A 21445-nucleotide genomic window follows, 5' to 3' on the forward strand; every position below is an offset into this window, starting at 1 on the left:
AGCAGGGTGTCGATGATCTAACTGCTGCCTTCCGCCGCGCAGTGGATGACGGCACGGTGTTGCGTTTTGGCGAGTCCATCGCCACAGCGATGCGCAATGGCATGAAGTTCGTTCGCGATTTCATGAGCACCGTGAACTTCGATCAGGTGGTGGAGCGCCTGCAGAAGTTTGCAGACGACACTAACGCAACTCTCACAAAGGTGGGCGAGTACGCCACCAACGCGGGCAATACGATAAAGATTGCCTACGGCAGCATTCAGACCTCTGGAAACATTCTGCTAGCAGCGATGTATTCCACTGCCGCAGGCATAACCACCGTCATCCAAGGCTTGCTTCAAGGCCTGGAACTGCTCTACCGAGCCTCCGCGAAGATCACCTTCGGTGACCTGTCAAAGCAATACAAGGAAATCGCCGACGAATTGGAGATGCGCTCGAATGCTATGGGTGCTGCAGTTCAGGCATTGGGCGACAAGCTACGTGGTTCACTGGGCGGGGTGGTTGAGGGCGTCGATACGGTGCGCGAAGGCTTTGAGGGCATGGCAAAGGGTCTGGCCGTTGCCGCAGATGAGGGCGAGCGAACCGGCAAGGTAATGGCGTCTGTTGCCGCCGAGTTGAGTCGAGGGGCGGAGGCTGCTGCGAACTACGGCGCGGCAATGCAGAAGAAGGCGAATGCTGAAGTTCTCTCTGCTCAGGCAACGAAAGAGGCGCGCCAACATATCGCCGGACTGCGGGAGGAATACCGCAAGCTCGTGGCGGACGGCAACCTTACGGAAGCGGGCAAGAAGCTTGAAGAGATCAACCAAGCTTTGCGCCGTCTCGGACCTGCAGCCAAAGATGGCTCCAAGGCCCTTGCGGAAATCAATCAGGCGTGGACAGACCTGAATCTCGTCTCTACCTCGCGGCTGAAAGAACTGGCCGAGCAGGGCAAGAGGGCGTTCGACACTCTCAAAGCAAGCGGCACCGAGAGCGCTGAACGTCTCAGTGAGGCTTTCCGTGTTGCTGCAGAGCGCGCCATTGAGGCGAACCGGGGCATCGCTCCCGCTTGGGTCATCGCTGAGGCCGGTGTGCGTGGCTACAAGATCGCGGTGGACGAGGCTGGCCGCTCCACGCTTGAAGCGGCCAACAAAGGTGCTGAAGGCTTGGGCCGGTTAGCTCGTGGCTGGTACGAAACGCGCGAAGCCATTCAGGCCCACGAGGATGCAATGGACCGCATCCTCATGAAGCACAAGCTCAGTGCCGACAACACAGAGCGCCAGATTGCGCTGCTCGAACGCGAGGCCGCCGCCGCCGAGAAAGCCGCCGAGGCCTACCGCAAGAAGTGGAACATGGACAAGGAGGGGTACTCCCTCAACACGGCGGGCGAGCGTATCAACCAGGGTGAAACCCAGGAACAGATCGACGAGGACGTGAAACGACGCTACGGCGAAGAGAACGTCAACAACCCCGACGCCCAGCGGGCCCGCCAGCTCGCTGTGCTGCTGAGCATGATGTCCCAGCTGGGCGGGCAGATACGAGACCCTGCCACCAGCAAGCAGATCGCCGACATGCGCCGCGAACTGCAGGAGCTGGAGTTCAAGTTGCTCAACAACGGCGGCGTCGACAAGCCCAAGGACCCCGCCGAAACAGGTGGCGCACCCGGTGGCCGGGGTGGTAGCAGCGGCAACAACAGCGAAGACGACAGCAGTGGCAGGCGCCCCGGCCGTGGTGGTGGTGTGTCCGCAGGCTCTGGCGCTGGCGGCATTGCTCCCGTCATCAACATCCATCTCGCCCCCGGCGTGGACCTGAGCAACCGCGCGGAGGCCGAGCGCATGGCCCGCCAGCTCATCCCAGCCATTGAAACCCTTTCCCGTCGGGGCTTCCACGCCTGATCGCCGCCATGGTCACACCCTACACCCGCACACGCATCCTCGGCAACGCACACAACAAGGTGCGCGCGGCCGTCATCACCGCGTCTGCGCAGCGCCCCAGCACGCAAATGCACCTGCTGTCCCAGACCCGTGCGGGCAATGGCTCCATGGGCCTATCCGGCGCGTACACGGGTGGAGCTGATTCGGTGGTGGACGTGGAGGTCCTGGGCGGCCCGGATGGCGAGATGCGTACGTCATCGCCGGTGCTGCAGGGCGTGGGTAATGGCACGGTGGAGGTGCAATCCATCGACGTTGGGGCCGTGCCCCAGACCCTGCGCTTCACCCTGCTCGACGCGGGCGAGGCCTCGACACCAGCAATGCTGGACTTCTTCGGCGTGCAGCTCGCGGCCCGCGCTGCTGGTGCGGATGGCAACAACATCGAGCTGACCGTCACACGCAGCCTGTCCTACACGGACTTGCCGTATTCCACCCTCGACGCCATCGGCTCGGGCACGGCCAGTTTCGAAGGCCCACAGTTCGACTGGGGCCAGCCACCTGGCAACGGCGCCGAGGTGCCAGTGGGTGCCCTGCGCATCGCTTTCGCTGGCATCCCCCAGGTGCTGCGCGCCTGGAAGACCTGGGACAAGGGGCGGTTCACCTACCGGGTGGACCCCGCTCCCGCGTACGACGTGCCCGCGAACACCCGTGTGCGGGCCGTGACCGGCTCCTACACGCTGGAGGTGACGGACGGCACCGATACCGAGACTTACATCGCAACCACGATGTTCGAATTTTTGAGCCAGGTGCAGGCCCGCAGCGCGCTGCTGCAGGTGCTGGGCGTGGTGGCCGAAGACCGCGCGCCAGGCGGTCAGGCCGTCACGGACATCCCGCTGCGCACCGATGCCCACGCACTGCCCGTCATCGCATCCGTGACCCGACCCCAGACGATGGTGGTGGGCGCTGTGTCGCCCTCTGCCCCCACGGAAAACATCACCGTGACGTGCGAGGGGCGCGCCACAGGCGGTGCCCAGTATTGGAGCGTCAAGGGCGGCGTCAGCGGCCAACTCCCGGCCGCCTATACCGGCGTGCCCTACACGGCGGGCCCGGTCGCTTTCACGATCCCAGCGCCAACCATGGCGGTCTCTGAGGGGGCGTCCATCACGCCGCGCTTTGTGCCCACCACGCGCACTACCGGCGAAGGCCTGCCTGCGATCTGTTTCAAGCCGGTGCTGCTGGGCATCGCCGCAACCGACAAGGAGGTGACTTTTGAATGGAAGAAACGCCCGCCAGCAGACTGCACTTGCAGCCACCTGCCGGCGCTCCCAGTCAGTCTGGAATGTCTGGGACTGCTCCCAGAGGATGGAGGAAGTATGGAAACCGCAATACAGACGCGGCTGATCCCTTTGATGGAGTGGCGTGCCGGGTTCCTGGGCACGAACATTGGCCTCGCAGTGGGCGAAACGGCGAACAGCGCCAAGGTGGTCACCGATGCCGGGGACGTGCGTCTGGTGAACAACTGCATCAGCAATGTGCTGGTGCCAGCGTTGCTGGAGATCTCCCAGAACACGGATGCGCTCACTGCCTGGGACGCTGCTGTCGTGCAGTTCAAGGCCGACTGGACTGCCTATGCAGCCATGGATGAATCCGGGGGCAACGTGTCCACTCTGGGTGACACGCTCAACCAGAAGTACGAAGCAAAGATGGATGTATGTCGCGCGAAGGCAGGCATCCTCCCAAAAACTGACGCTGGCGGGGAGACGGGGAGCCCCTGCTGGCGTGATCCTGGCGACGACTTCTGGTGGGAAGACGTCGAAGGCAACTATCTCCCCATGTTCAACAACGTGCCGTATGTCAGCGTGATCCGCGACGCAGACGGCAAGATTGTGAGCACCCGCGAGTTTGGCATTGGCCTGGTCACCGAGTGCGAGCACCGCCTGAAAGAGGGCGACCGCGCTGTCATCCGCATCAGCAATACGCACAACCAATCGGCGTGGAACGAGGGCGACAAGTTCACGCTGCCCCTGATCGCCGCAGGCAGCGCGCCCCTCACGGGCGGGTCAGACGGCAGCCCTGTGCAGACCTGGACTGTGCGCAGCTCTGTGCTCGGCGGGCTGCCTGACTGGCTGTATGACCCGGAGGCCCCGGCCACCTACACCGCAGGCCCGGCCGATGTGGACCTGCTGCCCGGGGGCATCCCCTTCGAGGTGGGCGACACCATCGCGCTCGACATCGAGGGCGGGCGCCTGCGCTGGCGCCGTGACGGTGGTGCATGGACCGAGGGCGACCTGTACGGCCCGGCGCTGGATCTGGGTGACGGCCTGCTGCTGGAGGGGGCGGCCGGGGCTGCGCCATCCTTCGTGGCGGGCGACACCTGGCAATTCCGGGCAGTGGCCACCTTCGGCACCGACCGCATGCGCCAGCCGCGTGTCGGCCGCGCCTTTGCCTGGGACGGTGCTGATGTAACCGTGTCGCTGGATCTGGGCGCGGCTTTTCCTGTCGAGGCGGTCATGCTGGCGTTGCATGACATTGCCCCCGGCGCCACCGTGGAACTGGAAGGCGGCACCGCTGCGCACGGCGAATGGAGCATGCCGGTCGATGTGCGCAAGGGCATCATGCTGGCCGTCCTCGATCCTGCACACGCGGCATCCGTCCGTTACCTGCGGCTGCTCATCACCGACGCGGGCGCGGGCGGTTCCATCGGGTGGATGTGGGCGGGTACGGGCTGGCAGCCCACCGTCACCCCCAACATCACGCGCAGTCGGGCCTGGGCGCTGTCGCGCGGCACGGGGCTCAATGCTGGCGCCCTCTATCGTGGCGCGGGCACGGCGGGCAACTGGAGTTGGGACCTGGACGGCGAGCAAAGCGCCTTGTTCGACTCGGCGCTGACAGGGCTCATGGAAGTGCTGGACCACTCCGCACGCGAGGGAGTCGAAGCCCTGGCCATGGTGCCCGACCTGCTGGCCCCGGCCGACGCCGCGCTGTGCACGGTTGAGGGCGATGAAATCTCCGACATCCGCGACCGTGGTGCGTGGCAGTCCACCGCGAAGCGCTGGGTGTCCATCTCGCTGCCGCTGAGCGCGGTCATGGTGTGAGCAGCATGTTTGAGCTCACGCTGCAGACCATCCCGCCCCTGGCCTTCGCTGGCCCGGAGATCGCGGCCGTGGGCGATTCGAACTCCGCCATCAACGGCGAACTGTCGAACATGCCCGTGACCATCGACAACGCGCGCGGCGAGCACACCCAGGTGCTGGTCGCTGCCGAGGTGCTGCGCGCGCGGGGCGAGTTGCGCCAGGACGGCGAGCTGATCTTCTATGGCGCGGTGCAGGCCGTGACGCTGGGCGCCTCCGTGGTGCTGGAGCTGGAGGCTTGACCATGGGCGCACCTCTGCTGTACTCCGACCCGCTGCCGCTGCGCCGCGCCTCTGATCTGCCCCAGTACCGGGCAGACGCTGCGGACCGATACCTGCCGTGGGTGTTTGGCCGCGCCACGATGGCCCCTGTTCCTATCGACCTGACCGGCGCCGAATGGCTGGTGGCCGATCACCCCATTGCGGGCGTGGATCGTGTCACTGTCGCGGGCAAGCCCACCCAGGGCTGGCAGTTGGTGCAGCGCCTGGACGCCACCGGCCGCCCGATTGCCGTGGTCCGCCTGGCACAACCAACGCTCACGGATCCGGTGGCGGTCACCGTGGCAGGACGCCGCCACCCTGAAACCGGCGCGGTGCTGGCCACTCCTGCTGTCATCGTGCGCGAGCTGATGCGTCTTTGCGGACACACCGAGCCCCGGGACGCATGGGCCGGGCTGGATGAGCACTACGGTCAAACCGCGCTGGGCATTGTGTTTGCGGATGCGCAGCCGCTGCGCCAGGCCATCGCCGCCGTGGTGGAACCCCTGCATGCCATGTGGCGCCCCGGCTGGGCCATGCGCCGCGCGCCAGGCCAGCCCGTGGCCACCCTGGATCTGTCGTCCGTGGAGACGATCTCCGCGCGGGCGGAGACGCAGGGTCTGCGAACCGCTGCGCGCGTGACCTACGCCCACGACTGGGCGGCGGGTGCACCGCGTGGGTCCATGCAGATCGCGGCACCGACGGCGCAGCAGCGCTGGGGCGATCTCCCCATGGAAATCAGCCTGCCAGCCGTGCGCCTGGCGCGCGATGCCCTGGCGATCTCCACTCTGGTGCTGGGCTACGCTGGCCGCGCGCGGTGGATCGTGTCCGCCGAAGTCAAGCAGAGCATTGGAAGCCTGCGCGAGGGGCAGACCGTAATGCTTGCGCACCCCCATGTGCCCCAAGGCCTGGCGGTGCTGGCGTCGGTATCTCTCAGCCGCGAGACTGCCATCTACACGGTGACCGCCGAGATCTTCGCCACCGCAGCGCCACGCGTGGATCTGGTGCGCCGGGGCACCGCCATGGACGCCGCAGCGGCAGATGCGCAGCCGGTGACCTACCGCGACGGCGTGGCGACGTTCACCATTCAAGACGACGCTGGCCAGCCCATGGCCGGTGCTGCGGTCACGCTTGATGGCCTCTACACGGCCAATACGGACGCCTCCGGCAAGGTGCAGTTCCGCACGCCGCGCGGTGCCCACACCCTCACCGTGCGGATGCCAGGCTTTGCCGACATCACGCTGGAGGTCGTTGTATGACGGTCGTGCAGCGCTCTCCCAATCTGGGGCTCACCCTGCGCATGCAGCGCTTGCCGCAAGCCGCGCCCGCCGCGTCTGAGTCGCCAACCATTCCGGGCGAGGGTGAGCTTTTTGGAGTGGGGTGGCTGGGCGGGATCTTGGACGCTGGCACCAACATCGCTTCGGAGCTGCTGCCCGACGGACGCTGGGATATCCACGATATCGACCGCTGGCGGCTTGAGTCCTCGATCTGGGTGGGGACGCCTGTGGTGGTCGATTCCGATTTTGTTGCTCAGCCAGTCCCGGGGCCCGGCTTCCATTGCGTGGAGCTGCAGGTTGAAACGACCTACTACCACGACTGGCCCGGTCGCACCTACTTCGGCGTCATACAGGGCACGGCAATGACCGACGCCCATTGGGTGTTCGAGTGGGACTACATCGAGGGAGGTGACCCGGCAGTGTCAAGGCAGGGGCACCGCGTGGCCATCTACGGGAACGTGCTGCACCTGCGCGCTGCGGCCACAGGGACCAGCTCGTCGCAGACCGACACCCTGACCGCCTGGGCCTTCGTAGGCGGGGTGCAGGTCGGGCAGTTGATCTTCAAAGGCGTGGGCATTGCCACTTGATTTTGAGACATCTATGACCTGCCAAACCGAAACCTTCTCCCTCAAGCGCGGCGCGAGCTTCCATGTGCTGATCCGCATCCCCAGCGCTTTCCCAGACGGGCATTTCGTGGGCTGGACCCTGCAATCGCAGGCGCGCACCGAGGAAGACGTGCTGCTGGCCGACCTGGTTGCAACCTGGGAAGACCCGGTGACCACTCGCGTGCTGGTGCTCAAGTGCCTCGACACCACGGATTGGACGGTGGGCCAGGCGCAGTTCGACGTGAAGTTGACCGACCCCGATGGCTTCGTGCTGCCAACAGACACCGCGATCTTCTACGTGGTGCGCGGAGCTACCCATGCCTGAACGCCTGGACCTTGAAATCCAGCTGCCGCCGATGTTGTCGCTGCGGCTGCTGAAACCACCGGCAACGCTGCATGCGGACATGGCGTCCGTGATCGTGGGCAAGCCCGGCCCACCTGGCGGCATGACCTACACGCACACCCAGGCCATCGCGGCGGCGGTCTGGACTGTGGCCCACAACCTGGGCCGCCGCCCGTCTGTCGCTGTCACGGATCACCTGGGCAACCAGATCTGGCCCGACGTTCGCTGGGTAGACGACAACCTTGTGCAAGTCACCCACGGCACCCCCTTAACCGGCTTCGCTTACTGCAACTAAGGAACCACCATGAAAATCACGAACACCCTTGACGCTGGCGGCTTCAAGATCATCAACGCAGGCGATGCGACGAACCCGCAGGACCTTGTGACCAAGGCCCAGCTCGACGCGGCCGTGCAAGGCTGGAAGTGGAAAGAGCCCGTGCGCGCGGCCAGCACCGCCAACATCACGCTCTCGGGCGCGCAGACCATCGACGGTGTGAGCGTCATTGCTGGCGACCGGGTGCTGGTCAAGAACCAGAGCGCCGGGGCAGACAATGGCATTTATGTCGCGGCATCCGGAGCATGGGCGCGGGCCGCAGATTTCGACGCTGCGAGTGAAGTGGTCGGGGCTGCCGTTTTCGTGTCCGAGGGTTCGTCCAACGGCAACAGCCAGTGGCACATGACCACGGACGGCCCAGTCACCATTGGCACGACGGCCCTGGTCTGGGCCCAGGTGGGCGGCGGCACCAGCTACACCGAAGGCATCGGCATCGACATCTCCGCTGGGGTGATTTCGGTAGACCCGACTGTCGTGGCGCGCAAGTACAGCGCCACCATCGGCGACGGCTCGGCCACCACCATCACGCTAACGCACAACCTGAACACGAAGGACGTGGCGGTCAGCGTGCGCGAGGTTTCCGGCGATGCGGGCGTGCTGGTGGACTGGGTGGCCAACGGTGTCAACACCGTGCAGCTCACCTTCGGCACGGCACCCAGCTCGGGCCAATACCGGGCCACGGTGATCGCATGAAGCACGTCGGCCGTCGAACTGATGCGAAGGATGTGGTTGCCAAGGAGCAGCTGGATGCCTACGTGCCTATGGCGGTGGGCTCAACCTACGCCAAAACCGACTTGATGGCCGACGCGCCTGTCGGGCGCTGGGTTTCGTATCTGACCGTCACAGGCGGCGGAACCGACTGGCCCACTGCACTGACCGTGGCTTACTGGAACGTTCTCACCTTTGGTCTTGGCTCGCGGACTACACAGTTTGCCCAGGAGGCATTTCAGACTGGGGTGGAAGTTGGCGGCATTTTCGTGCGTGCAAAGCACGACAGCACCTGGACTCCATGGAAGCGCCTTGCATCACACGCGGAGGCCGTAGCTTCCGTGTCTGGTGGCGTCATGGATTGCGCGATTGCCAACACGTTCTCGGCCGCGATCAGCGCCAACACCACGCTGTCGTTCAGCAACATCCCCTCCGGTGCGTATTCGTGCGTGCTGGAGATCAACCATACCGGGGGCGCGATCACCATGCCCAGCGGCACGGTGTGGGTGGGCGGAACGCCCATCTTCACGGCAGGCACGCGGCATCTGATCTTCTTCCAGCGCGCTACGTTGGGCACGGCAGGGTGGTACGCCTCTGCGCTGGCGGGGTTTGCGGCATGAACCGGGGCATGGCGCTATCCGCACGCCGAGATCAATTCCGGTACTGGGGCTTGCTGTTGCAATCGACCAACGGCGGGCCGGAATTCGGGATCACCGAAGTGGAGCTGCGCGCCACCGTGGGCGGCGCCGATGTCACCGCGTCGAGCACTCCGGCCACTGCCACCACTACGTTTGCGCCGTTCGCAGCAAGCTCGACCGTGGACAACAGCACCTCCACCTACTGGAGATCCACCAGTCCAACGAATCAGCGGCTGGCGTATGACCTGGGCACCCCCACCGTGATCCGGCAGGTGGCGATCTACCCCTACGCCATCGTTTCCTACAACCCGAACTCTTTCGTGATCCAAGGCTCGCACGACGGCGTGTCGTGGGTCAGCTTGCGTGAACTGCCGGATCTGTTTTGGACCGCTGGCGTGCAAAGAACTTTCAGCCTATGACTGCTCAACTTTTCTTCATCGACACGGCGTCCGGTGAATACCCCGTGACGCTCGCCCAGATCCGTGCGGCCCACCCGCTGACGGTGTTCCCGGAGCCGTTCAATGAGGCGTTTGAGGCGTTCGCCCCAGTGGCTGCCGTCGCACCGCCTGAGCACAACCCGGCAACGCACAAGGCTGTGGAGATTCAGCCCGTCGAGGCCAGTGGTGGATGGGAACAGGCATGGATGGTGGTGCCTCTCGCGGCAGACGATATCGCCCAGGTGCGAGCGGGCCTGCTGGCCGCCCTAAACGCGGAGTACGAGCGCCGGATGCATGTGATCGCCGGTGGCTACCCACTGAGCGAGCGCGAGAGTTGGCATGTGCAGACCTCGGAAGCCCGGGCGCTGATCGCCGATGTGCATGCGCTCACGCCATGGATCAACGGTGCGGCCGCCGCCCGACAGATCGACCGCCTGGTCCTGGCCCAGCGCATCGCCGCCAAAGACGACCAGTACCGCGTCATACACGGTGCGCTCACGGGTGCGTGCCAGCGCATCGAGGACCAGATTGACGCAGCGGGCGAGGACGCCCAGGCCCTGCAGCTGATTGACGTGCTGGCCGGGTGGCCAGGCCAGGAGATACAGCAGTGATCCAAGACGATTTTGGAAACCTCGTGGACCCCACTACAGCCGCCACCATCCACGCCCGTCTGGACGACGGCGATCAACGGTTCTCGCGTGTGGAGGCGGAGCAGATCGCGCTGCGCCGAGAGCTGGAGGTCAACACCCTGGCCACCCGGGCGGTGAAGGCCGACACGGCTGAACTGGTCGAACTCTTCCAGTCGTTCAAGGGCGCCATCAAGGTCTTGAACTGGCTGGGCAAGTTGGCAAAACCCATGGCCTATATCGTGGGCTTTGGCACTGCGTGTCTGGGCTTCTGGACTGCGCTGAAAGGGCACAAATGAAAGAATTCATCCGAAAGCGCCTGGTCGAAACCGCGCTGGCCATCACCTTTGGCGCTGCAGGCGGCGTCGCCACCTACTACGCCGTGCAGCAGCACAGCGACTCTGTGGTCCTGGCGATGGAGCTGGGCAGCCACTACGAAAGCAGCGGGCGCCACATCGGCACGCCCTACGTGGACAAGCTGGGCAAGGGCCAGCCCCTCACTGTGTGCAATGGCGTGACAGGCCCGGAGGTGGTGGCGGGTCGCACGTACTCGCGCGAGGATTGCAAGCGGCTGGAGCTGCCCAAGTACATCGAGGCGGAGCGCCTGGCCCGCGCTGCGCTCAAGAACTGGGACGCCTACAACGTGTGGGTGCGCGTGAGCCTGATCGATATGGTCTACAACCTGGGCCCGGCCGTGCTGAACGACACTACGCTGGTGCGCCTGGGCAATTCGGGCGATCTGGTGGGCATGTGCGAACAGATGCCCCGGTGGGTGCGAGGCACCGTCAACGGCCAATCTGCGGTGCTGCCCGGCCTGGTGGACCGCCGGGCCACCACGCGCGAGCTGTGCGCGGAGTGGGGCAGGGACGGGCATTTCAGCTCCGGGCTGATCTCGGAGGTGCGCCCATGAGCCCCGGGCAAATCATCATCCTGCTGAGCCTCGCGGCAAATGCCGTGCTGGGCTGGGCCTACCTGGGCCAGCGCGACGACACGACCGAGGCGCGCACCGCGCTGCGCGACATGGAGGGCCAGCGTGACGGGGCCAGGCAGGCGGCCAGCGAATGCAGCGACAGTGTGGACGATCTGCGGGAGTTGGCCGACAAGCGGGCTCGCGAGGCTGCGCCAGCCCGGGCCGCTGCTGCCACCACGGCAAAGACGCACAACCAGCGGGCGGACACTATCTTGTCCACGCCCGCGCCAGTGCCGGGCGACGTGTGCGCCAGCGCGCAGGCCAGGGTCGATAGCTGGCTGCAGGGGAGGGTAAAGCCATGAAATATGCTATTGCTTTGATAGCTGTCAGCGCTTGCCTGCTGGGCTGCGAGACTGCGCCACGCGTGGAAATCCAGCGTGTGAATGTGGCCGTCCCCATCGAGTGCAAGGAGCCAATCCCGGAGCGGCCAGTGATGCCGACCGAGGCCCTGCGCCCAGGCGCCACGGTAGACCAGTTCACCCAGGTCGCACAGGCTGAGATCGAGCGGCGCGAGGGCTACGAAGTGCAGCTGCGCGCGGCGCTCGCGGTGTGCACTGCGCCTGTCGGGACGGGGCCGGCCAAGGAGCCCCTGGGGCTGCGGGCTGCCTGGCCGAAGTAGAGGGTCTCAAAGGCTGACATCCTGCACCGCCATGCCTTCGCGGGCGAGCTTTTCGGTGAAGGATGTGACGTGATTGGAGCCGCAGATATAGAGCAAAGGCCAAACGTTCAAGTCTAGGATCCGTCGAATCCACTCCTCCTCACGCCGATCAAACGCAGTACGCTCTATTGCTTCTGCTTGCTCCGGTGTGAGTGGTGGCATATCCCAAAACTCGCGAACGCCTGGATGCAGTTCCTCATGGATAGCCCCGAGAATTTTTCGTTCCTCATGTTCAGGGTCGCAGTAGCGGTGAGGCAAGCCGCGGTCAGACGAGATCCCCTTAGCGATGGTCTCCGAGCAGCTCCAATGCTTCAGCGCGTCAAGGCTCATCTCCTCGCCGATTGCTTGAATCCCATGGGCTTCACAGAGTTTTAAAACACCTGCCCGGAAAGCCTCGATGTCCTCTGCTGTCGCTTGTCGCGAACCCATTTGCACTGAGTGAGTTGTTCCCAGCAGCAGCACGCTTTTGGGACTCATCGTGAAACCCGGACTCGGCCAGCCGCTACATCTGCGCGCAGCACATCATTGATCCGCGTCTGCCAGCCTGCGCCCTGGGCCTTGAATGCCTCAATCACCTCTGGGTCGAGCCGCAGCGTGGTGCGCACCTTGGCGTCGGCCTTGGTCGTACCCACAGGCCGCCCACGCTTGCGCGCCACGATATCGGCAGGCGTGTGCACCGCGCCATGTTCGCCCGCCAGCGCCTGATCGACGCTGCGAAGCAGGGCCGCCTCGAATTCAGCGACTTCCGGGTCCTTAGTTTTGGGCATCGAACTTCTCCTTGATTGCCTTCAGCACGTCGGTGCTGATGTTGTCGAACTTGGCCTTGGCGTACACCAGCACCAGCACCACCTCGCCCTTGGCGTTGCGGGTGAAATAGATCACCCGAGCGCCGCCGCGTGTGCCCATGCCAGCACGGCCCCAGCGCACCTTGCGCAGACCGCCAGAGCCGGGTATCACGTCACCGGCTTCGGTGTTCACAGCGATCCAGCTGATGAATTCGTTGCGCTCTGCATCGGTCCAGACCTTGGCAGACCAGCTGATGAATTCGGGGGTTTCGATGACTGTGAACATGGGTTTAATTGTAGCGACAAATAATAAACGCGCAACACTTTTTCTGTGCGCACGGAAAAATAATTGCTGTTCGTTTATCCAGTGGTGCACAATCCCGCCATGCCCTCCGACCAGATCGTTCAAACCGCTATCGCCCTGATGGGCCCGACCGCCATCTGGCTGTCGCAAAGCCGCAGCCTGCGGTTCCAGCGGTGGGCCTGCATCGTGGGGCTCGCGAGCCAGCCCTTCTGGCTCTGGGCGGTGTGGGACAGCGGCCAGTGGGGCGTCGCCGTGGTGGCGGTGGTGTGCGCCCTGGCCTGGCTGAAGGGGCTGTGGGTGCACTGGCTGGCACCGCGCCCACCGTCCGGCGTGGGCACCTTGGCGCTGCCGCCTGAAAGTAGGTTGAAGTGATCTGATCGCTGAGAGGATCCTACCCTGGGGATTACTACCGGTGCGGTGTAGCTTCAAAGCGGACATTTCGCTACGCTGCGGTCTTCAAGATATCGAGATGATTTATGAACCACTTGACGCTCACGTATTGGACGAATCGCTGGGGCTCCACCACCACAGTTCACCTGACCCCTACACACAAAGGCTGGGAATTTGAAGCGGTGGCGCATTCAGGGCCCACGGACTTCGAAGGGGTGCCCCACTTTTACGGCAACTTCGAGCAGGACAACGTCTGCTATCCCAGGGGCATAGATGGCTATCTCGGGTTCATCTGGAAAGAACTCAGAGACGAGCGGATCGACATGGCAAGAGCCCAAGAGCTGATGGACGACATCGGCAAATGGGTCAGTGAAGTTGAGCAGAGCCGGCCCAAGTGGCGGGGCTGGAACTGCTGAGCATGGTCGGAGCGAGGGCACAATGCAGCCCTCTCCAGCCAGCGCGCATCCATAATCCTCACCCTCCGCATCGACAAGATAGAACCCGGCAACTACCGGGCCCAAGTATTCGACGGCCGGGAGGAGCTGGGCGAGTTCGGCGCCCCTGGCATCGCCGCAGTCATCTGACAGTGCGCTGGCCAGCCGATGCCGCACCTGTCCGGGTATCACGTCTGGTATGAGCACGTTTGCGCGGGCACTATCCCCATGAGCAACATGCGAATCGACCCCGATGGGATCGCTCAGCGGCTGATGAGCCTGCACGGGTCGGTGCGGGGGTGAGCCGACTTCCGCGCATGCATAATTGCTGCAACAATTCGTAAGGAGATCACATGACGTTGCTCAGCACGCGGAAAAGGGAAATTGAGGCCTTAGAGGGGTTTGCAATCGATATTCAGTTATCAAGCACTGGATTGGCGGCAGATCTGAAGACTCAAGGCCTTCCTTCGTACGATTACGCAAGGAAAGCTGCAGGGACCATGACGGTTTTGGCGTGGAAGACGCAACGTTTTAGTGCTTCATATCCCGGTTACTCGTGCGACGTTCTTCACAAGGACGGGACCGTGGCCCATGGGAACACGCTGCTGCAGACGGTTAGGGCATAGCCGCAAAAGTCAGGGACATTTCCGAGGGACATTGGCGAGTATTCCAGGGGGTCACTGGGGGTCAAAATCGGCTCGCCATCCTGTAAGCCCGTGTCACGCCTACCCGCCTTTTTTAGTTCGAGTCCAATCGCGCCTACCAAGTTTTTCCCTGAAGGAAACCAGCTTTCAGACCACTGAAAAACTTGTGGAAACCTTGACCAGGTTTCAAAAAGTACAAAGCCACCTTATTACAGGTGGCTTTTTCTTTGGTCGCGCTCGAATCAGTCCTCTTTTTTATGCGATGTCGGGCGTCGCGGTCGTTCATCGCCCTGGGGATACCGACGAACTTCTTTGTTGGCTCCTTGCACCCATTGAGTTCACCGAGGGTGACGGCGCCTGCGTGTCTGGCGGCAAATCAATGAATTGGTTTTTGTCTGACACGAAGACGCACGGGGTCGCGATAACTTTGGTGCCTTCAAAGAGAAGGGATGCCACCATGAACACTCCATCCAATTCTTCAAGTGCCCATCAGGGTTTTGTGGACACTGATCCTGAACTGGGTCTGTACGACATCCGGATCTTCTGGCTTGCTGCTCTCGCCGCCATCGTTGCGGTGCTTGCCGTGGCGTACTTCAAGATGGGCTATTGAGGAAGAATGCCCATGTTCCGGCATGGTTGCTACCGTGGAGAAATCCGGCGGGGCTTCTTGTGGGTGCACCCATAGCGCTGCCTTGGCTCAGGCCTTCAACGGGGGCTCTTGCTCGAGCGGTCTCGTCGGTGCTTCAGCCCCCTGTGCAGGCACACGCACTTGTGGAAGGCAGTCCGGGTATTCGCGTTGGATGAAGGTCACCAGCGCTTCGCGCACCCGGCACCGCAGGTCGAACGCCAGGCTGGATGATCGTGCGGAGACCAGCACGCGGATCTGGATGGTGCGCTCGGTCACATCGGTGAGCTGCAGCACGTTCACTCGCCTGTCCCACTCTGGTGCGGTTTCCAGCACCCGCTGCAATTCGGCCCGCAGCGGGTCCAGCGGCAGGCGATAGTCGGCAAACAGGAAAACGGTTCCCAGGATTTCAGAGCTGGTGCGTGTCCAGTTTTGAAACGGGTTTTCTATAAACCACTGCAGCGGGATGATCAAGCGCCGCTCGTCCCAGATGCGCAGCACCACATAGGTGCTGGTGATTTCTTCTACCCGCCCCCATTCCCCTTCGACGATGAGCACATCGTCGATACGGATGGGCTGGGCCAGTGCGATCTGCAGGCCAGCGATCATGTTGCTGAAGACCGGGCGCGCTGCAATGCCCGCCACAATCCCCACCACCCCGGCCGACGCGAGCAAACTGGCACCTACTTGCCGGGCTCCTGGAAAAGTCATGAGCATGAGCGCGAGGCCCGCCATCACCACACCGGTCATCGCCGTGCGCGACAGCACGCGTGCCTGGGTGGCGATGCGTCGGGCCGTGAGGTTGTCTTCCACATCTGCGGGGTGTTGGGCAATGACCCCATTGGCCAGGCCGCCAATCGCCGCAATCAGCAGCCAGCAGGTTCCGCCAATCACCGCCAGGCCATTGAGATGGCGGATACCGCCGATGTAAGGCAGATCATCGCTGGCGGCTTGCCATACCAGTTGCAGCGCGATCAACGGCAGCAGAATCCGCATGACCGGTATGCATGCCAGCACCACGGTCTGCACCACGGGGAGGGGGGTTGTTGCGCGGCGCAGAACGATGGCGACCATCCGATGGGCGATGGCTGCCAAGGTCGTGGCAAACAAGGCCGCTACCGCCGTAGCGAGCCAGGGGGAGAGCTGCAAACTTTCGAGCATCGTGTGAAAAAGAGGGCAAACGCCCACTATCGCACCGGCAAACGTATTCAGCTGTCAGACGGTGCGCCGCACCGGTTGATGGGCTGGTGCAGGCCTGTGACGGCTGCGCCAAGCGTGGTGACGCTACCGGGCCCGGCAAGTGTCACCCCGGCGACAGTGGCGCGTAGCTAGTCATCAGGGTATTCCTTTGCTGGTGCCGGGCTGCCCGTTCCCTAGAATGTGCTGCACTGCAATACATGGGCTTCCAGCCCGAGGAGTTCGTCGTGTCCGAACAGAAAAGTGCCGCGCCCAAGTCGGCGCAGCGTGTCATCAAAAAATACCCCAATCGCCGTCTGTACGACACAGACACCTCCACCTACATCACCCTGGCCGAGGTGCGCCAGTTGGTCATGGCCAACCAGCAGGTGGTAGTGCGCGACGCCAAGACGGGCGAAGACCTCACGCGCAGCATTCTGCTGCAGATCATTCTGGAAGAAGAGGCCGGTGGCGCACCCATGTTCACCGAGGCGGTGCTGGCCAACATCATCCGTTTTTATGGCCATGCCATGCAGGGTTTCATGGGCGCGTATCTGGAGAAGAACGTACAGGCGTTTACCGACGTTCAGGCCAAGCTGGCCGAGCAGTCGCAGAGCGTGACGCCAGAGATGTGGGCCCAGTTCATGAGCCTCCAATCGCCCATGCTCAAGGGCATGATGGGCAACTATGTGGAGCAGTCGCAGTCCATGCTCACGCAGATGCAGGAGCAGATGCAAAAGCAGACGGAGCAGATGCTGGGCGCGTTTGGACTCAAGCGGTAGCCCCCCGGAGCCGCTTCGCGGCTTCCCCCAGGGGGACGCCGCCAGCGCGGCGGGGCGGCCCTTGCGCGGTGGCCGCTGGCCTAGGATCGCGCCAGTTTCATAGGTCGCGGCGAGTCGCAAGCATTGCAGGCAATTGCCCGTCCCACCGGTCTGACGCCGGAACTGGGACAATACGGGGATATGAGCGAAGCAATTGCCCCCACCAAAACACCCAAAGTCGGATTCGTCAGCCTGGGCTGCCCCAAGGCACTGACCGATTCCGAGTTGATCCTCACGCAGCTGAGCGCGGAGGGTTACGAAACCTCCAAGACCTTCCAGGGCGCGGACCTGGTCATCGTCAACACCTGCGGCTTCATTGACGACGCCGTCAAGGAAAGCCTGGACACCATTGGCGAAGCCTTGGCCGAGAACGGCAAGGTCATCGTCACCGGCTGCCTGGGCGCCCGCACGGGCGACGACGGCGGCAACATGGTGCGCCAGATGCACCCCAGCGTGCTGGCCGTGACCGGTCCGCATGCCACGCAAGAGGTGATGGATGCCGTCCACCTGAACCTGCCCAAGCCGCACGACCCGTTTGTGGACCTGGTGCCGGGCAGCTTTGGTATTGCGGGCATCAAGCTCACGCCCAAGCACTATGCGTACCTCAAGATCAGCGAAGGCTGCAACCACCGTTGCACCTTCTGCATCATCCCGTCCATGCGCGGTGACTTGGTGTCGCGGCCCATTGGCGATGTGCTCAGCGAGGCCAAGGCCCTGTTTGAAGGTGGCGTCAAGGAGTTGCTGGTCATCAGCCAGGACACGTCGGCCTACGGTGTGGATGTGAAGTACCGCACCGGCTTCTGGGATGGCAAGCCGGTCAAGACGCGCATGCTGGAGCTGGTGCAGACGCTGGGCGAGATCGCCGAACCCTACGGCGCCTGGGTGCGGCTGCACTACGTGTACCCGTACCCCAGCGTGGACGAGGTGATCCCGCTCATGGCCACGGGCCGCGTGCTGCCCTACCTGGATGTGCCTTTCCAGCACAGCCACCCCGACGTGCTCAAGCGCATGAAGCGCCCGGCCAGCGGCGAGCGCAACCTGGAGCGCATCCAGCGCTGGCGCGAGGCCTGCCCCGAGATCGTGATCCGCAGCACCTTTATCGCCGGCTTCCCTGGCGAGACGGAAGAAGAGTTCCAGCACCTGCTCGATTTTGTGCGCGAGGCGCAGATCGACCGTGCGGGCTGCTTTGCCTACAGTGATGTGACGGGCGCCGCTGCCAATGAGCTGCCGGGCATGTTGCCTCTGGAAGTGCGCGAAGAGCGCCGTGCCCGCTTCATGGCAGTGGCCGAAGAGGTGTCGATTGCCAAGCTGCAGCGCCGCGTGGGCGCCACCATGCAGGTGCTGGTGGATTCAGCGCCTGGCCTGGGCCGCAAGGGCGGTGTGGGCCGCACCTATGCGGATGCGCCCGAGATCGACGGCACCGTGCAGCTGCTGCCGCCCGAGAAGATCAGCAAAACCATGAAGGTGGGCGAGTTCACCAAGGCGCGCATTGTCGGCGTGCGTGGGCACGATCTGGTGGCGCAACCCATTTGATAGCTATGTAATTGATAGCTATCTGCGCTTTTTAGATAAGCGCTGGCGGCTAAAAATACCATGAAAAAAGGCTTCCCAGGGGAAGCCTTTTTTGTGGTCGTTCTCCCGCAAGGGAGAACTGCGCAGGGCAGCTTACACGCGCTTGCGGTATTCGCCGGTGCGGGTGTCGATTTCGATCTTGTCGCCTTGGCTGACAAACAGGGGCACGGGCACTTCAAAGCCGGTGGCGATCTTGGCAGGCTTCATGACCTTGCCGGAGGTATCGCCCTTGACGGCGGGTTCCGTCCAGGTGATTTCACGCTCGACGCTGGTGGGCAGTTCGACCGAGATGGCCTTGCCGTCGTAGAACACCACTTCCACGGTCATGCCGTCTTCCAGGTAGTTCAGCGAGTCGCCCATGTTTTCGGCTTCCACTTCGTACTGGTTGTACTCGGTGTCCATGCACACGTACATGGGGTCGGCGAAGTAGGAGTAGGTGCACTCCTTCTTGTCCAGGATCACGTTGTCGATCTTGTCGTCGGCCTTGAACACGACTTCGGTGCCGAAGTTGCCGATCAGGCTCTTGAGCTTCATGCGCACGGTGGCTGCACCGCGGCCGCCGCGGGCGTATTCGGTCTTCAGGACCACCATGGGGTCCTTGCCGTGCATGATGACGTTGCCGGCGCGGATTTCTTGAGCGATTTTCATAGCAAGTTGCTTGGGTTGGGGCCGCTCAACGCGCGGGCTGGCAAACCGCCTGGTTTGCGCGCCGGTGCATGTTCTGCGGCGAAAGTGCGCGGGGTGGTGGCACTGCTGTGCCGTACCTGATTTGCGCAAAGCCTCGGATTTTACCGTTTTTCGGCGACAAAGCCCAAAAGTTGTGCAACGAGGTTGTCCTGCATCAGCAGGCGCGCACGGGCGGCCTGGGTGCAGGCCGTCCACTCGGCCAGGGTGTCGTCGCCGGGCCATTGCAGCGGCTCGGCGTCCAGTCCGTTCCAGGTCGCGTGGAACTGCCGCAGCGATGCGGGGGCCTGCAGCCAGTCCAGAAACGCCCAGAGCTTGTCGTGGTGCGCGTTGTCATGCTGCGGGTAGATCTGCCACACAAACGCCTGGCCCGCCCACAGCGCCCGCACCAGCGAGTCCTCGCCGCGTACGGCGTTGAAGTCACAGGCCCAGAGCATCTCGTCAAACGCAGGCTGGGGGCGGTGGGGTAGATATGAAATTGATAGCTGCTCGCGCTTGTCAGATAAGCGCTGGAGACCCTTTTGAGCGATATTTTGATCACAGCTCTCAGCCAATGCAGCCCGCACGGCGGCCGTGGGGCGGCCCGGAGTCACCAGCAACTGCGTGGGCCGTGTCTGGCCGTGCCGCAGCAGCTCCGGCAAGGCGGCGGGTTCATAGCAGAACAGCGAAACCCAGCGCTGCTCGGCGCAACCATCGCCCAGCCCGAAGGCGGCGGCGTGTTCTGCACGCCAGGCGCTGCGGTCAAACGCCTCGCGCCGTGCCATCAGGTCGGGTTCGCGCAGCAAGCCGCCCGTGCCGGGCGTGAAGCCAGGGTAGAAGAACCAGCGCGTCCACCCTGCGGCGGGGCCGGACAGGATGGGTGACGGCAGCCTGTGGTTGCGCTCCACGTAAGCTTCTGCCGACAGGTATTCCAGGTTGATCCAGACTGGTTTGGAGGATTTTTGGCCTCTAGCGCTTGATGGATAAGCGCTATAAGCTATGAATTCAGGAGCGATATCGCAGCCGAAGGCCTCCACCATCACATCGGGGGCGGGTTTATCAGGGCTCGGTGGTGGCGAACACCAGGCGCGCAACTCCACGCCGGGGCAGCCCTGGGGCGCCATCCACTGCAGGGCCGAAGCGTCGTCCACCCACAGGCGCACGCGGTGGCCCAGCGCGGCCAGTTGCGCCACAAGGCGCCAGCACACGCCGATGTCGCCAAAGTTGTCGATCACGCGGCAGAACACATCCCACTGGAGCGGGGGCAGGGGGCGGCTCATGGTGATGGCCCCGTTGGCTGCGCGCGCAGGTGCTCCACAAGCAACCGGGCAACGCTGGAGAGCGATTCTTCAGACCGCACACACAGCGCCAGCCGCCGCTGCGCCCAGGTCTCGTTCAGCGTGACGGTGCGGATGGCCAGCGTGCCCCGGTACAGCGCGGCGCTGCCACGGGGCATCACGCCCACCCCCAGGCCCGCGTTGACCATGAGGCACAGCGCGTCGTAGCTCGTCACCTGCATGCGCAGGCGCAGTGGCAGGCCCGCCTCGGCGGCCGCGCGGGTCAGCTGGTTGTTGATGGCGCTGCCTGGGTGCGCGCCCACAAAGTCAAAAGGCAGGGCGTCTGCCAGGCGCACGGACTTGCGTCGCACCAGCGCGTGGCCGGTGGGTACCACCAGCACCAGTTCGTCGGTGCGGTAGGGCAGCAGTGTCACGCGTTCGCCGTAGCTGCCTTCGTTGAGGATGCCCACGTCGGCGGCGTTCTCGGCCACGGACTGGGCAATCGCGGTACTGATCTGCTCCTGCAGCCGCACATCCACCTGAGGGTGTTGCTCTAAAAAGCTCTGCAACTCGGCGGGTAAAAACTGCGTGATGGCCGAAATATTGGCCACCACACGCACATGGCCGCGCACGCCCGTGCCGTAGTCGCGCATCTGCGTGGCGATGCCGTCCAGATCGTTCAGCACACCGCGCGCCAGGTTCAGCAGCGCAAACGCGGCGGCGGTGGGCTCGGTGCCTTTGTTGCTGCGGGTGAACAAGGCCACCTGCAGCGCGTCTTCCAAGTCGGCCAGGCGGCGGCTCACGGCCGATGCGGCCAGATGCTCGCGCGCGGCTGCAGCGGCGATGGTGTTTTCTTCCATCACGGCAACGAACAGGCGCAGGGAGACGGGGTCGAGTTTCATGGGGCACCGATGGTAGCAAGCCGC

At 63.8% G+C, this 21445-nt stretch carries 26 protein-coding genes and 1 pseudogene; 20 read left to right on the plus strand and 7 right to left on the minus strand.

Annotated elements, in window-relative coordinates; genetic code table 11:
• The 15 genes and pseudogenes from ACSQ22_RS07735 to ACSQ22_RS07805 all read left to right on the plus strand — a co-directional run.
• A pseudogene (locus ACSQ22_RS07735) lies at positions 1-1868 on the plus strand (hypothetical protein); the annotation flags it as partial.
• A gap of 8 nt (positions 1869-1876) precedes the next feature.
• Positions 1877-4939: a hypothetical protein gene (locus ACSQ22_RS07740; protein WP_436129941.1), complete on the plus strand. Its 3063-nt coding sequence runs from the start codon at positions 1877-1879 to the stop codon at positions 4937-4939.
• Between the two features lie 5 nt (positions 4940-4944).
• Positions 4945-5217 (plus strand): hypothetical protein, encoded by a 273-nt coding sequence (locus ACSQ22_RS07745; protein WP_426307828.1) that lies wholly within the window; start codon positions 4945-4947, stop codon positions 5215-5217.
• Positions 5218-5219: 2 nt separating this feature from the next.
• Positions 5220-6491 carry a carboxypeptidase regulatory-like domain-containing protein gene (locus ACSQ22_RS07750; RefSeq protein ID WP_436129942.1) on the plus strand — a complete coding sequence of 424 codons (1272 nt, stop codon included), beginning with the start codon at positions 5220-5222 and terminating at the stop codon, positions 6489-6491.
• Positions 6488-7096 carry a hypothetical protein gene (locus ACSQ22_RS07755; protein WP_436129943.1) on the plus strand — a complete coding sequence of 203 codons (609 nt, stop codon included), beginning with the start codon at positions 6488-6490 and terminating at the stop codon, positions 7094-7096. Before ACSQ22_RS07750 ends, ACSQ22_RS07755 begins: the two co-directional genes overlap by 4 nt.
• Positions 7097-7109: 13 nt before the next feature.
• Positions 7110-7439, plus strand: a complete 330-nt coding sequence (locus ACSQ22_RS07760) for a hypothetical protein (RefSeq protein WP_436129944.1) — start codon at positions 7110-7112, stop codon at positions 7437-7439.
• Positions 7432-7752, plus strand: a complete 321-nt coding sequence (locus ACSQ22_RS07765; RefSeq protein WP_436129945.1) for a hypothetical protein — start codon at positions 7432-7434, stop codon at positions 7750-7752. Before ACSQ22_RS07760 ends, ACSQ22_RS07765 begins: the two co-directional genes overlap by 8 nt.
• Positions 7753-7761: 9 nt before the next feature.
• Positions 7762-8484, plus strand: a complete 723-nt coding sequence (locus tag ACSQ22_RS07770; protein ID WP_436129946.1) for a head decoration protein — start codon at positions 7762-7764, stop codon at positions 8482-8484.
• Complete coding sequence (locus ACSQ22_RS07775; RefSeq protein WP_436129947.1) at positions 8481-9119, plus strand: hypothetical protein; 639 nt, start codon at positions 8481-8483, stop codon at positions 9117-9119. Before ACSQ22_RS07770 ends, ACSQ22_RS07775 begins: the two co-directional genes overlap by 4 nt.
• Before the next feature lie 8 nt (positions 9120-9127).
• Positions 9128-9556: a discoidin domain-containing protein gene (locus tag ACSQ22_RS07780; RefSeq protein ID WP_436129948.1), complete on the plus strand. Its 429-nt coding sequence runs from the start codon at positions 9128-9130 to the stop codon at positions 9554-9556.
• Positions 9553-10185, plus strand: coding sequence for a hypothetical protein (locus tag ACSQ22_RS07785; RefSeq protein WP_436129949.1), 633 nt, complete (start codon positions 9553-9555; stop codon positions 10183-10185). Before ACSQ22_RS07780 ends, ACSQ22_RS07785 begins: the two co-directional genes overlap by 4 nt.
• On the plus strand, positions 10182-10499 hold the full coding sequence (locus ACSQ22_RS07790) for a hypothetical protein (protein WP_436129950.1): 318 nt from the start codon (positions 10182-10184) through the stop codon (positions 10497-10499). The genes ACSQ22_RS07785 and ACSQ22_RS07790 overlap by 4 nt, the downstream gene beginning before the upstream one ends.
• The gene (locus tag ACSQ22_RS07795) at positions 10496-11110 is read left to right on the plus strand and encodes a lysozyme (protein ID WP_436129951.1); all 615 of its coding nucleotides are present in this window, start codon (positions 10496-10498) and stop codon (positions 11108-11110) included. The genes ACSQ22_RS07790 and ACSQ22_RS07795 overlap by 4 nt, the downstream gene beginning before the upstream one ends.
• Positions 11107-11472, plus strand: coding sequence for a hypothetical protein (locus tag ACSQ22_RS07800; protein WP_436129952.1), 366 nt, complete (start codon positions 11107-11109; stop codon positions 11470-11472). Before ACSQ22_RS07795 ends, ACSQ22_RS07800 begins: the two co-directional genes overlap by 4 nt.
• Positions 11469-11789 carry a hypothetical protein gene (locus ACSQ22_RS07805; protein WP_436129953.1) on the plus strand — a complete coding sequence of 107 codons (321 nt, stop codon included), beginning with the start codon at positions 11469-11471 and terminating at the stop codon, positions 11787-11789. Before ACSQ22_RS07800 ends, ACSQ22_RS07805 begins: the two co-directional genes overlap by 4 nt.
• Before the next feature lie 6 nt (positions 11790-11795).
• On the opposite strand, the gene ACSQ22_RS07810 is transcribed toward ACSQ22_RS07805, so the two are convergent.
• The 3 genes from ACSQ22_RS07810 to ACSQ22_RS07820 are packed head-to-tail and all read right to left on the minus strand — an operon-like array spanning position 11796 to position 12899.
• Positions 11796-12305, minus strand: coding sequence for a hypothetical protein (locus ACSQ22_RS07810; protein ID WP_436129954.1), 510 nt, complete (start codon positions 12303-12305; stop codon positions 11796-11798).
• The gene (locus tag ACSQ22_RS07815; RefSeq protein ID WP_436129955.1) at positions 12302-12595 is read right to left on the minus strand and encodes a BrnA antitoxin family protein; all 294 of its coding nucleotides are present in this window, start codon (positions 12593-12595) and stop codon (positions 12302-12304) included. Before ACSQ22_RS07815 ends, ACSQ22_RS07810 begins: the two co-directional genes overlap by 4 nt.
• On the minus strand, positions 12582-12899 hold the full coding sequence (locus ACSQ22_RS07820; RefSeq protein WP_436129956.1) for a transcriptional regulator: 318 nt from the start codon (positions 12897-12899) through the stop codon (positions 12582-12584). The genes ACSQ22_RS07815 and ACSQ22_RS07820 overlap by 14 nt, the downstream gene beginning before the upstream one ends.
• A gap of 99 nt (positions 12900-12998) precedes the next feature.
• Here ACSQ22_RS07820 and ACSQ22_RS07825 point away from each other — a divergent pair, with 99 nt between their 5' ends.
• The 3 genes from ACSQ22_RS07825 to ACSQ22_RS07835 all read left to right on the plus strand — a co-directional run bounded on the left by ACSQ22_RS07825 (position 12999) and on the right by ACSQ22_RS07835 (position 14995).
• Entirely contained in the window at positions 12999-13289 is a 291-nt protein-coding gene (locus tag ACSQ22_RS07825; RefSeq protein WP_436129957.1) for a hypothetical protein, read from the plus strand.
• 104 nt (positions 13290-13393) lie between these two features.
• Positions 13394-13723: a hypothetical protein gene (locus ACSQ22_RS07830; protein WP_436129958.1), complete on the plus strand. Its 330-nt coding sequence runs from the start codon at positions 13394-13396 to the stop codon at positions 13721-13723.
• 828 nt (positions 13724-14551) lie between these two features.
• Complete coding sequence (locus tag ACSQ22_RS07835; protein ID WP_436129959.1) at positions 14552-14995, plus strand: hypothetical protein; 444 nt, start codon at positions 14552-14554, stop codon at positions 14993-14995.
• An 87-nt stretch (positions 14996-15082) separates the two neighbouring features.
• On the opposite strand, the gene ACSQ22_RS07840 is transcribed toward ACSQ22_RS07835, so the two are convergent.
• A complete protein-coding gene (locus tag ACSQ22_RS07840; protein WP_436129960.1) occupies positions 15083-16171 on the minus strand; it encodes a mechanosensitive ion channel family protein in 1089 nt (362 codons plus the stop codon).
• Positions 16172-16407: 236 nt separating this feature from the next.
• Here ACSQ22_RS07840 and phaR point away from each other — a divergent pair, with 236 nt between their 5' ends.
• Together phaR and rimO are read left to right on the plus strand one after the other, a co-directional pair.
• Positions 16408-16968, plus strand: a complete 561-nt coding sequence (phaR, locus tag ACSQ22_RS07845) for a polyhydroxyalkanoate synthesis repressor PhaR (protein ID WP_055402453.1) — start codon at positions 16408-16410, stop codon at positions 16966-16968.
• A gap of 180 nt (positions 16969-17148) precedes the next feature.
• The gene (gene rimO, locus ACSQ22_RS07850) at positions 17149-18540 is read left to right on the plus strand and encodes a 30S ribosomal protein S12 methylthiotransferase RimO (RefSeq protein WP_121506860.1); all 1392 of its coding nucleotides are present in this window, start codon (positions 17149-17151) and stop codon (positions 18538-18540) included.
• A 132-nt stretch (positions 18541-18672) separates the two neighbouring features.
• Here rimO and efp read toward each other — a convergent pair whose 3' ends face one another.
• The 3 genes from efp to ACSQ22_RS07865 all read right to left on the minus strand — a co-directional run bounded on the left by efp (position 18673) and on the right by ACSQ22_RS07865 (position 21421).
• The gene (efp, locus tag ACSQ22_RS07855) at positions 18673-19227 is read right to left on the minus strand and encodes an elongation factor P (RefSeq protein WP_008906801.1); all 555 of its coding nucleotides are present in this window, start codon (positions 19225-19227) and stop codon (positions 18673-18675) included.
• Between the two features lie 140 nt (positions 19228-19367).
• Positions 19368-20522 carry an elongation factor P maturation arginine rhamnosyltransferase EarP gene (gene earP / locus ACSQ22_RS07860; RefSeq protein ID WP_436129961.1) on the minus strand — a complete coding sequence of 385 codons (1155 nt, stop codon included), beginning with the start codon at positions 20520-20522 and terminating at the stop codon, positions 19368-19370.
• Positions 20519-21421, minus strand: a complete 903-nt coding sequence (locus ACSQ22_RS07865; protein WP_121506858.1) for a LysR family transcriptional regulator — start codon at positions 21419-21421, stop codon at positions 20519-20521. Before ACSQ22_RS07865 ends, earP begins: the two co-directional genes overlap by 4 nt.
• Between the last annotated feature and the right edge of the window lie 24 nt (positions 21422-21445).

This window comes from Acidovorax sp. LjRoot38, assembly GCF_964252975.1.
GTDB lineage: Bacteria > Pseudomonadota > Gammaproteobacteria > Burkholderiales > Burkholderiaceae_C > Acidovorax > Acidovorax facilis.

Excerpts from the sequence above, each read along its gene's own strand:
- ACSQ22_RS07740 (WP_436129941.1), top strand. The coding sequence starts at position 1,877 with ATGGTCACACCCTACACCCGCACACGCATCCTCGGCAACGCACACAAC.
- ACSQ22_RS07745 (WP_426307828.1), top strand. The coding sequence starts at position 4,945 with ATGTTTGAGCTCACGCTGCAGACCATCCCGCCCCTGGCCTTCGCTGGC.
- ACSQ22_RS07750 (WP_436129942.1), top strand. The coding sequence starts at position 5,220 with ATGGGCGCACCTCTGCTGTACTCCGACCCGCTGCCGCTGCGCCGCGCC.
- ACSQ22_RS07755 (WP_436129943.1), top strand. The coding sequence starts at position 6,488 with ATGACGGTCGTGCAGCGCTCTCCCAATCTGGGGCTCACCCTGCGCATG.
- ACSQ22_RS07760 (WP_436129944.1), top strand. The coding sequence starts at position 7,110 with ATGACCTGCCAAACCGAAACCTTCTCCCTCAAGCGCGGCGCGAGCTTC.
- ACSQ22_RS07765 (WP_436129945.1), top strand. The coding sequence starts at position 7,432 with ATGCCTGAACGCCTGGACCTTGAAATCCAGCTGCCGCCGATGTTGTCG.
- ACSQ22_RS07770 (WP_436129946.1), top strand. The coding sequence starts at position 7,762 with ATGAAAATCACGAACACCCTTGACGCTGGCGGCTTCAAGATCATCAAC.
- ACSQ22_RS07775 (WP_436129947.1), top strand. The coding sequence starts at position 8,481 with ATGAAGCACGTCGGCCGTCGAACTGATGCGAAGGATGTGGTTGCCAAG.
- ACSQ22_RS07780 (WP_436129948.1), top strand. The coding sequence starts at position 9,128 with ATGGCGCTATCCGCACGCCGAGATCAATTCCGGTACTGGGGCTTGCTG.
- ACSQ22_RS07785 (WP_436129949.1), top strand. The coding sequence starts at position 9,553 with ATGACTGCTCAACTTTTCTTCATCGACACGGCGTCCGGTGAATACCCC.
- ACSQ22_RS07795 (WP_436129951.1), top strand. The coding sequence starts at position 10,496 with ATGAAAGAATTCATCCGAAAGCGCCTGGTCGAAACCGCGCTGGCCATC.
- ACSQ22_RS07800 (WP_436129952.1), top strand. The coding sequence starts at position 11,107 with ATGAGCCCCGGGCAAATCATCATCCTGCTGAGCCTCGCGGCAAATGCC.
- ACSQ22_RS07805 (WP_436129953.1), top strand. The coding sequence starts at position 11,469 with ATGAAATATGCTATTGCTTTGATAGCTGTCAGCGCTTGCCTGCTGGGC.
- ACSQ22_RS07810 (WP_436129954.1), bottom strand. The coding sequence starts at position 12,305 with ATGAGTCCCAAAAGCGTGCTGCTGCTGGGAACAACTCACTCAGTGCAA.
- ACSQ22_RS07815 (WP_436129955.1), bottom strand. The coding sequence starts at position 12,595 with ATGCCCAAAACTAAGGACCCGGAAGTCGCTGAATTCGAGGCGGCCCTG.
- ACSQ22_RS07820 (WP_436129956.1), bottom strand. The coding sequence starts at position 12,899 with ATGTTCACAGTCATCGAAACCCCCGAATTCATCAGCTGGTCTGCCAAG.
- ACSQ22_RS07825 (WP_436129957.1), top strand. The coding sequence starts at position 12,999 with ATGCCCTCCGACCAGATCGTTCAAACCGCTATCGCCCTGATGGGCCCG.
- ACSQ22_RS07830 (WP_436129958.1), top strand. The coding sequence starts at position 13,394 with ATGAACCACTTGACGCTCACGTATTGGACGAATCGCTGGGGCTCCACC.
- ACSQ22_RS07840 (WP_436129960.1), bottom strand. The coding sequence starts at position 16,171 with ATGCTCGAAAGTTTGCAGCTCTCCCCCTGGCTCGCTACGGCGGTAGCG.
- phaR (WP_055402453.1), top strand. The coding sequence starts at position 16,408 with ATGGGCTTCCAGCCCGAGGAGTTCGTCGTGTCCGAACAGAAAAGTGCC.
- rimO (WP_121506860.1), top strand. The coding sequence starts at position 17,149 with ATGAGCGAAGCAATTGCCCCCACCAAAACACCCAAAGTCGGATTCGTC.
- efp (WP_008906801.1), bottom strand. The coding sequence starts at position 19,227 with ATGAAAATCGCTCAAGAAATCCGCGCCGGCAACGTCATCATGCACGGC.
- earP (WP_436129961.1), bottom strand. The coding sequence starts at position 20,522 with ATGAGCCGCCCCCTGCCCCCGCTCCAGTGGGATGTGTTCTGCCGCGTG.
- ACSQ22_RS07865 (WP_121506858.1), bottom strand. The coding sequence starts at position 21,421 with ATGAAACTCGACCCCGTCTCCCTGCGCCTGTTCGTTGCCGTGATGGAA.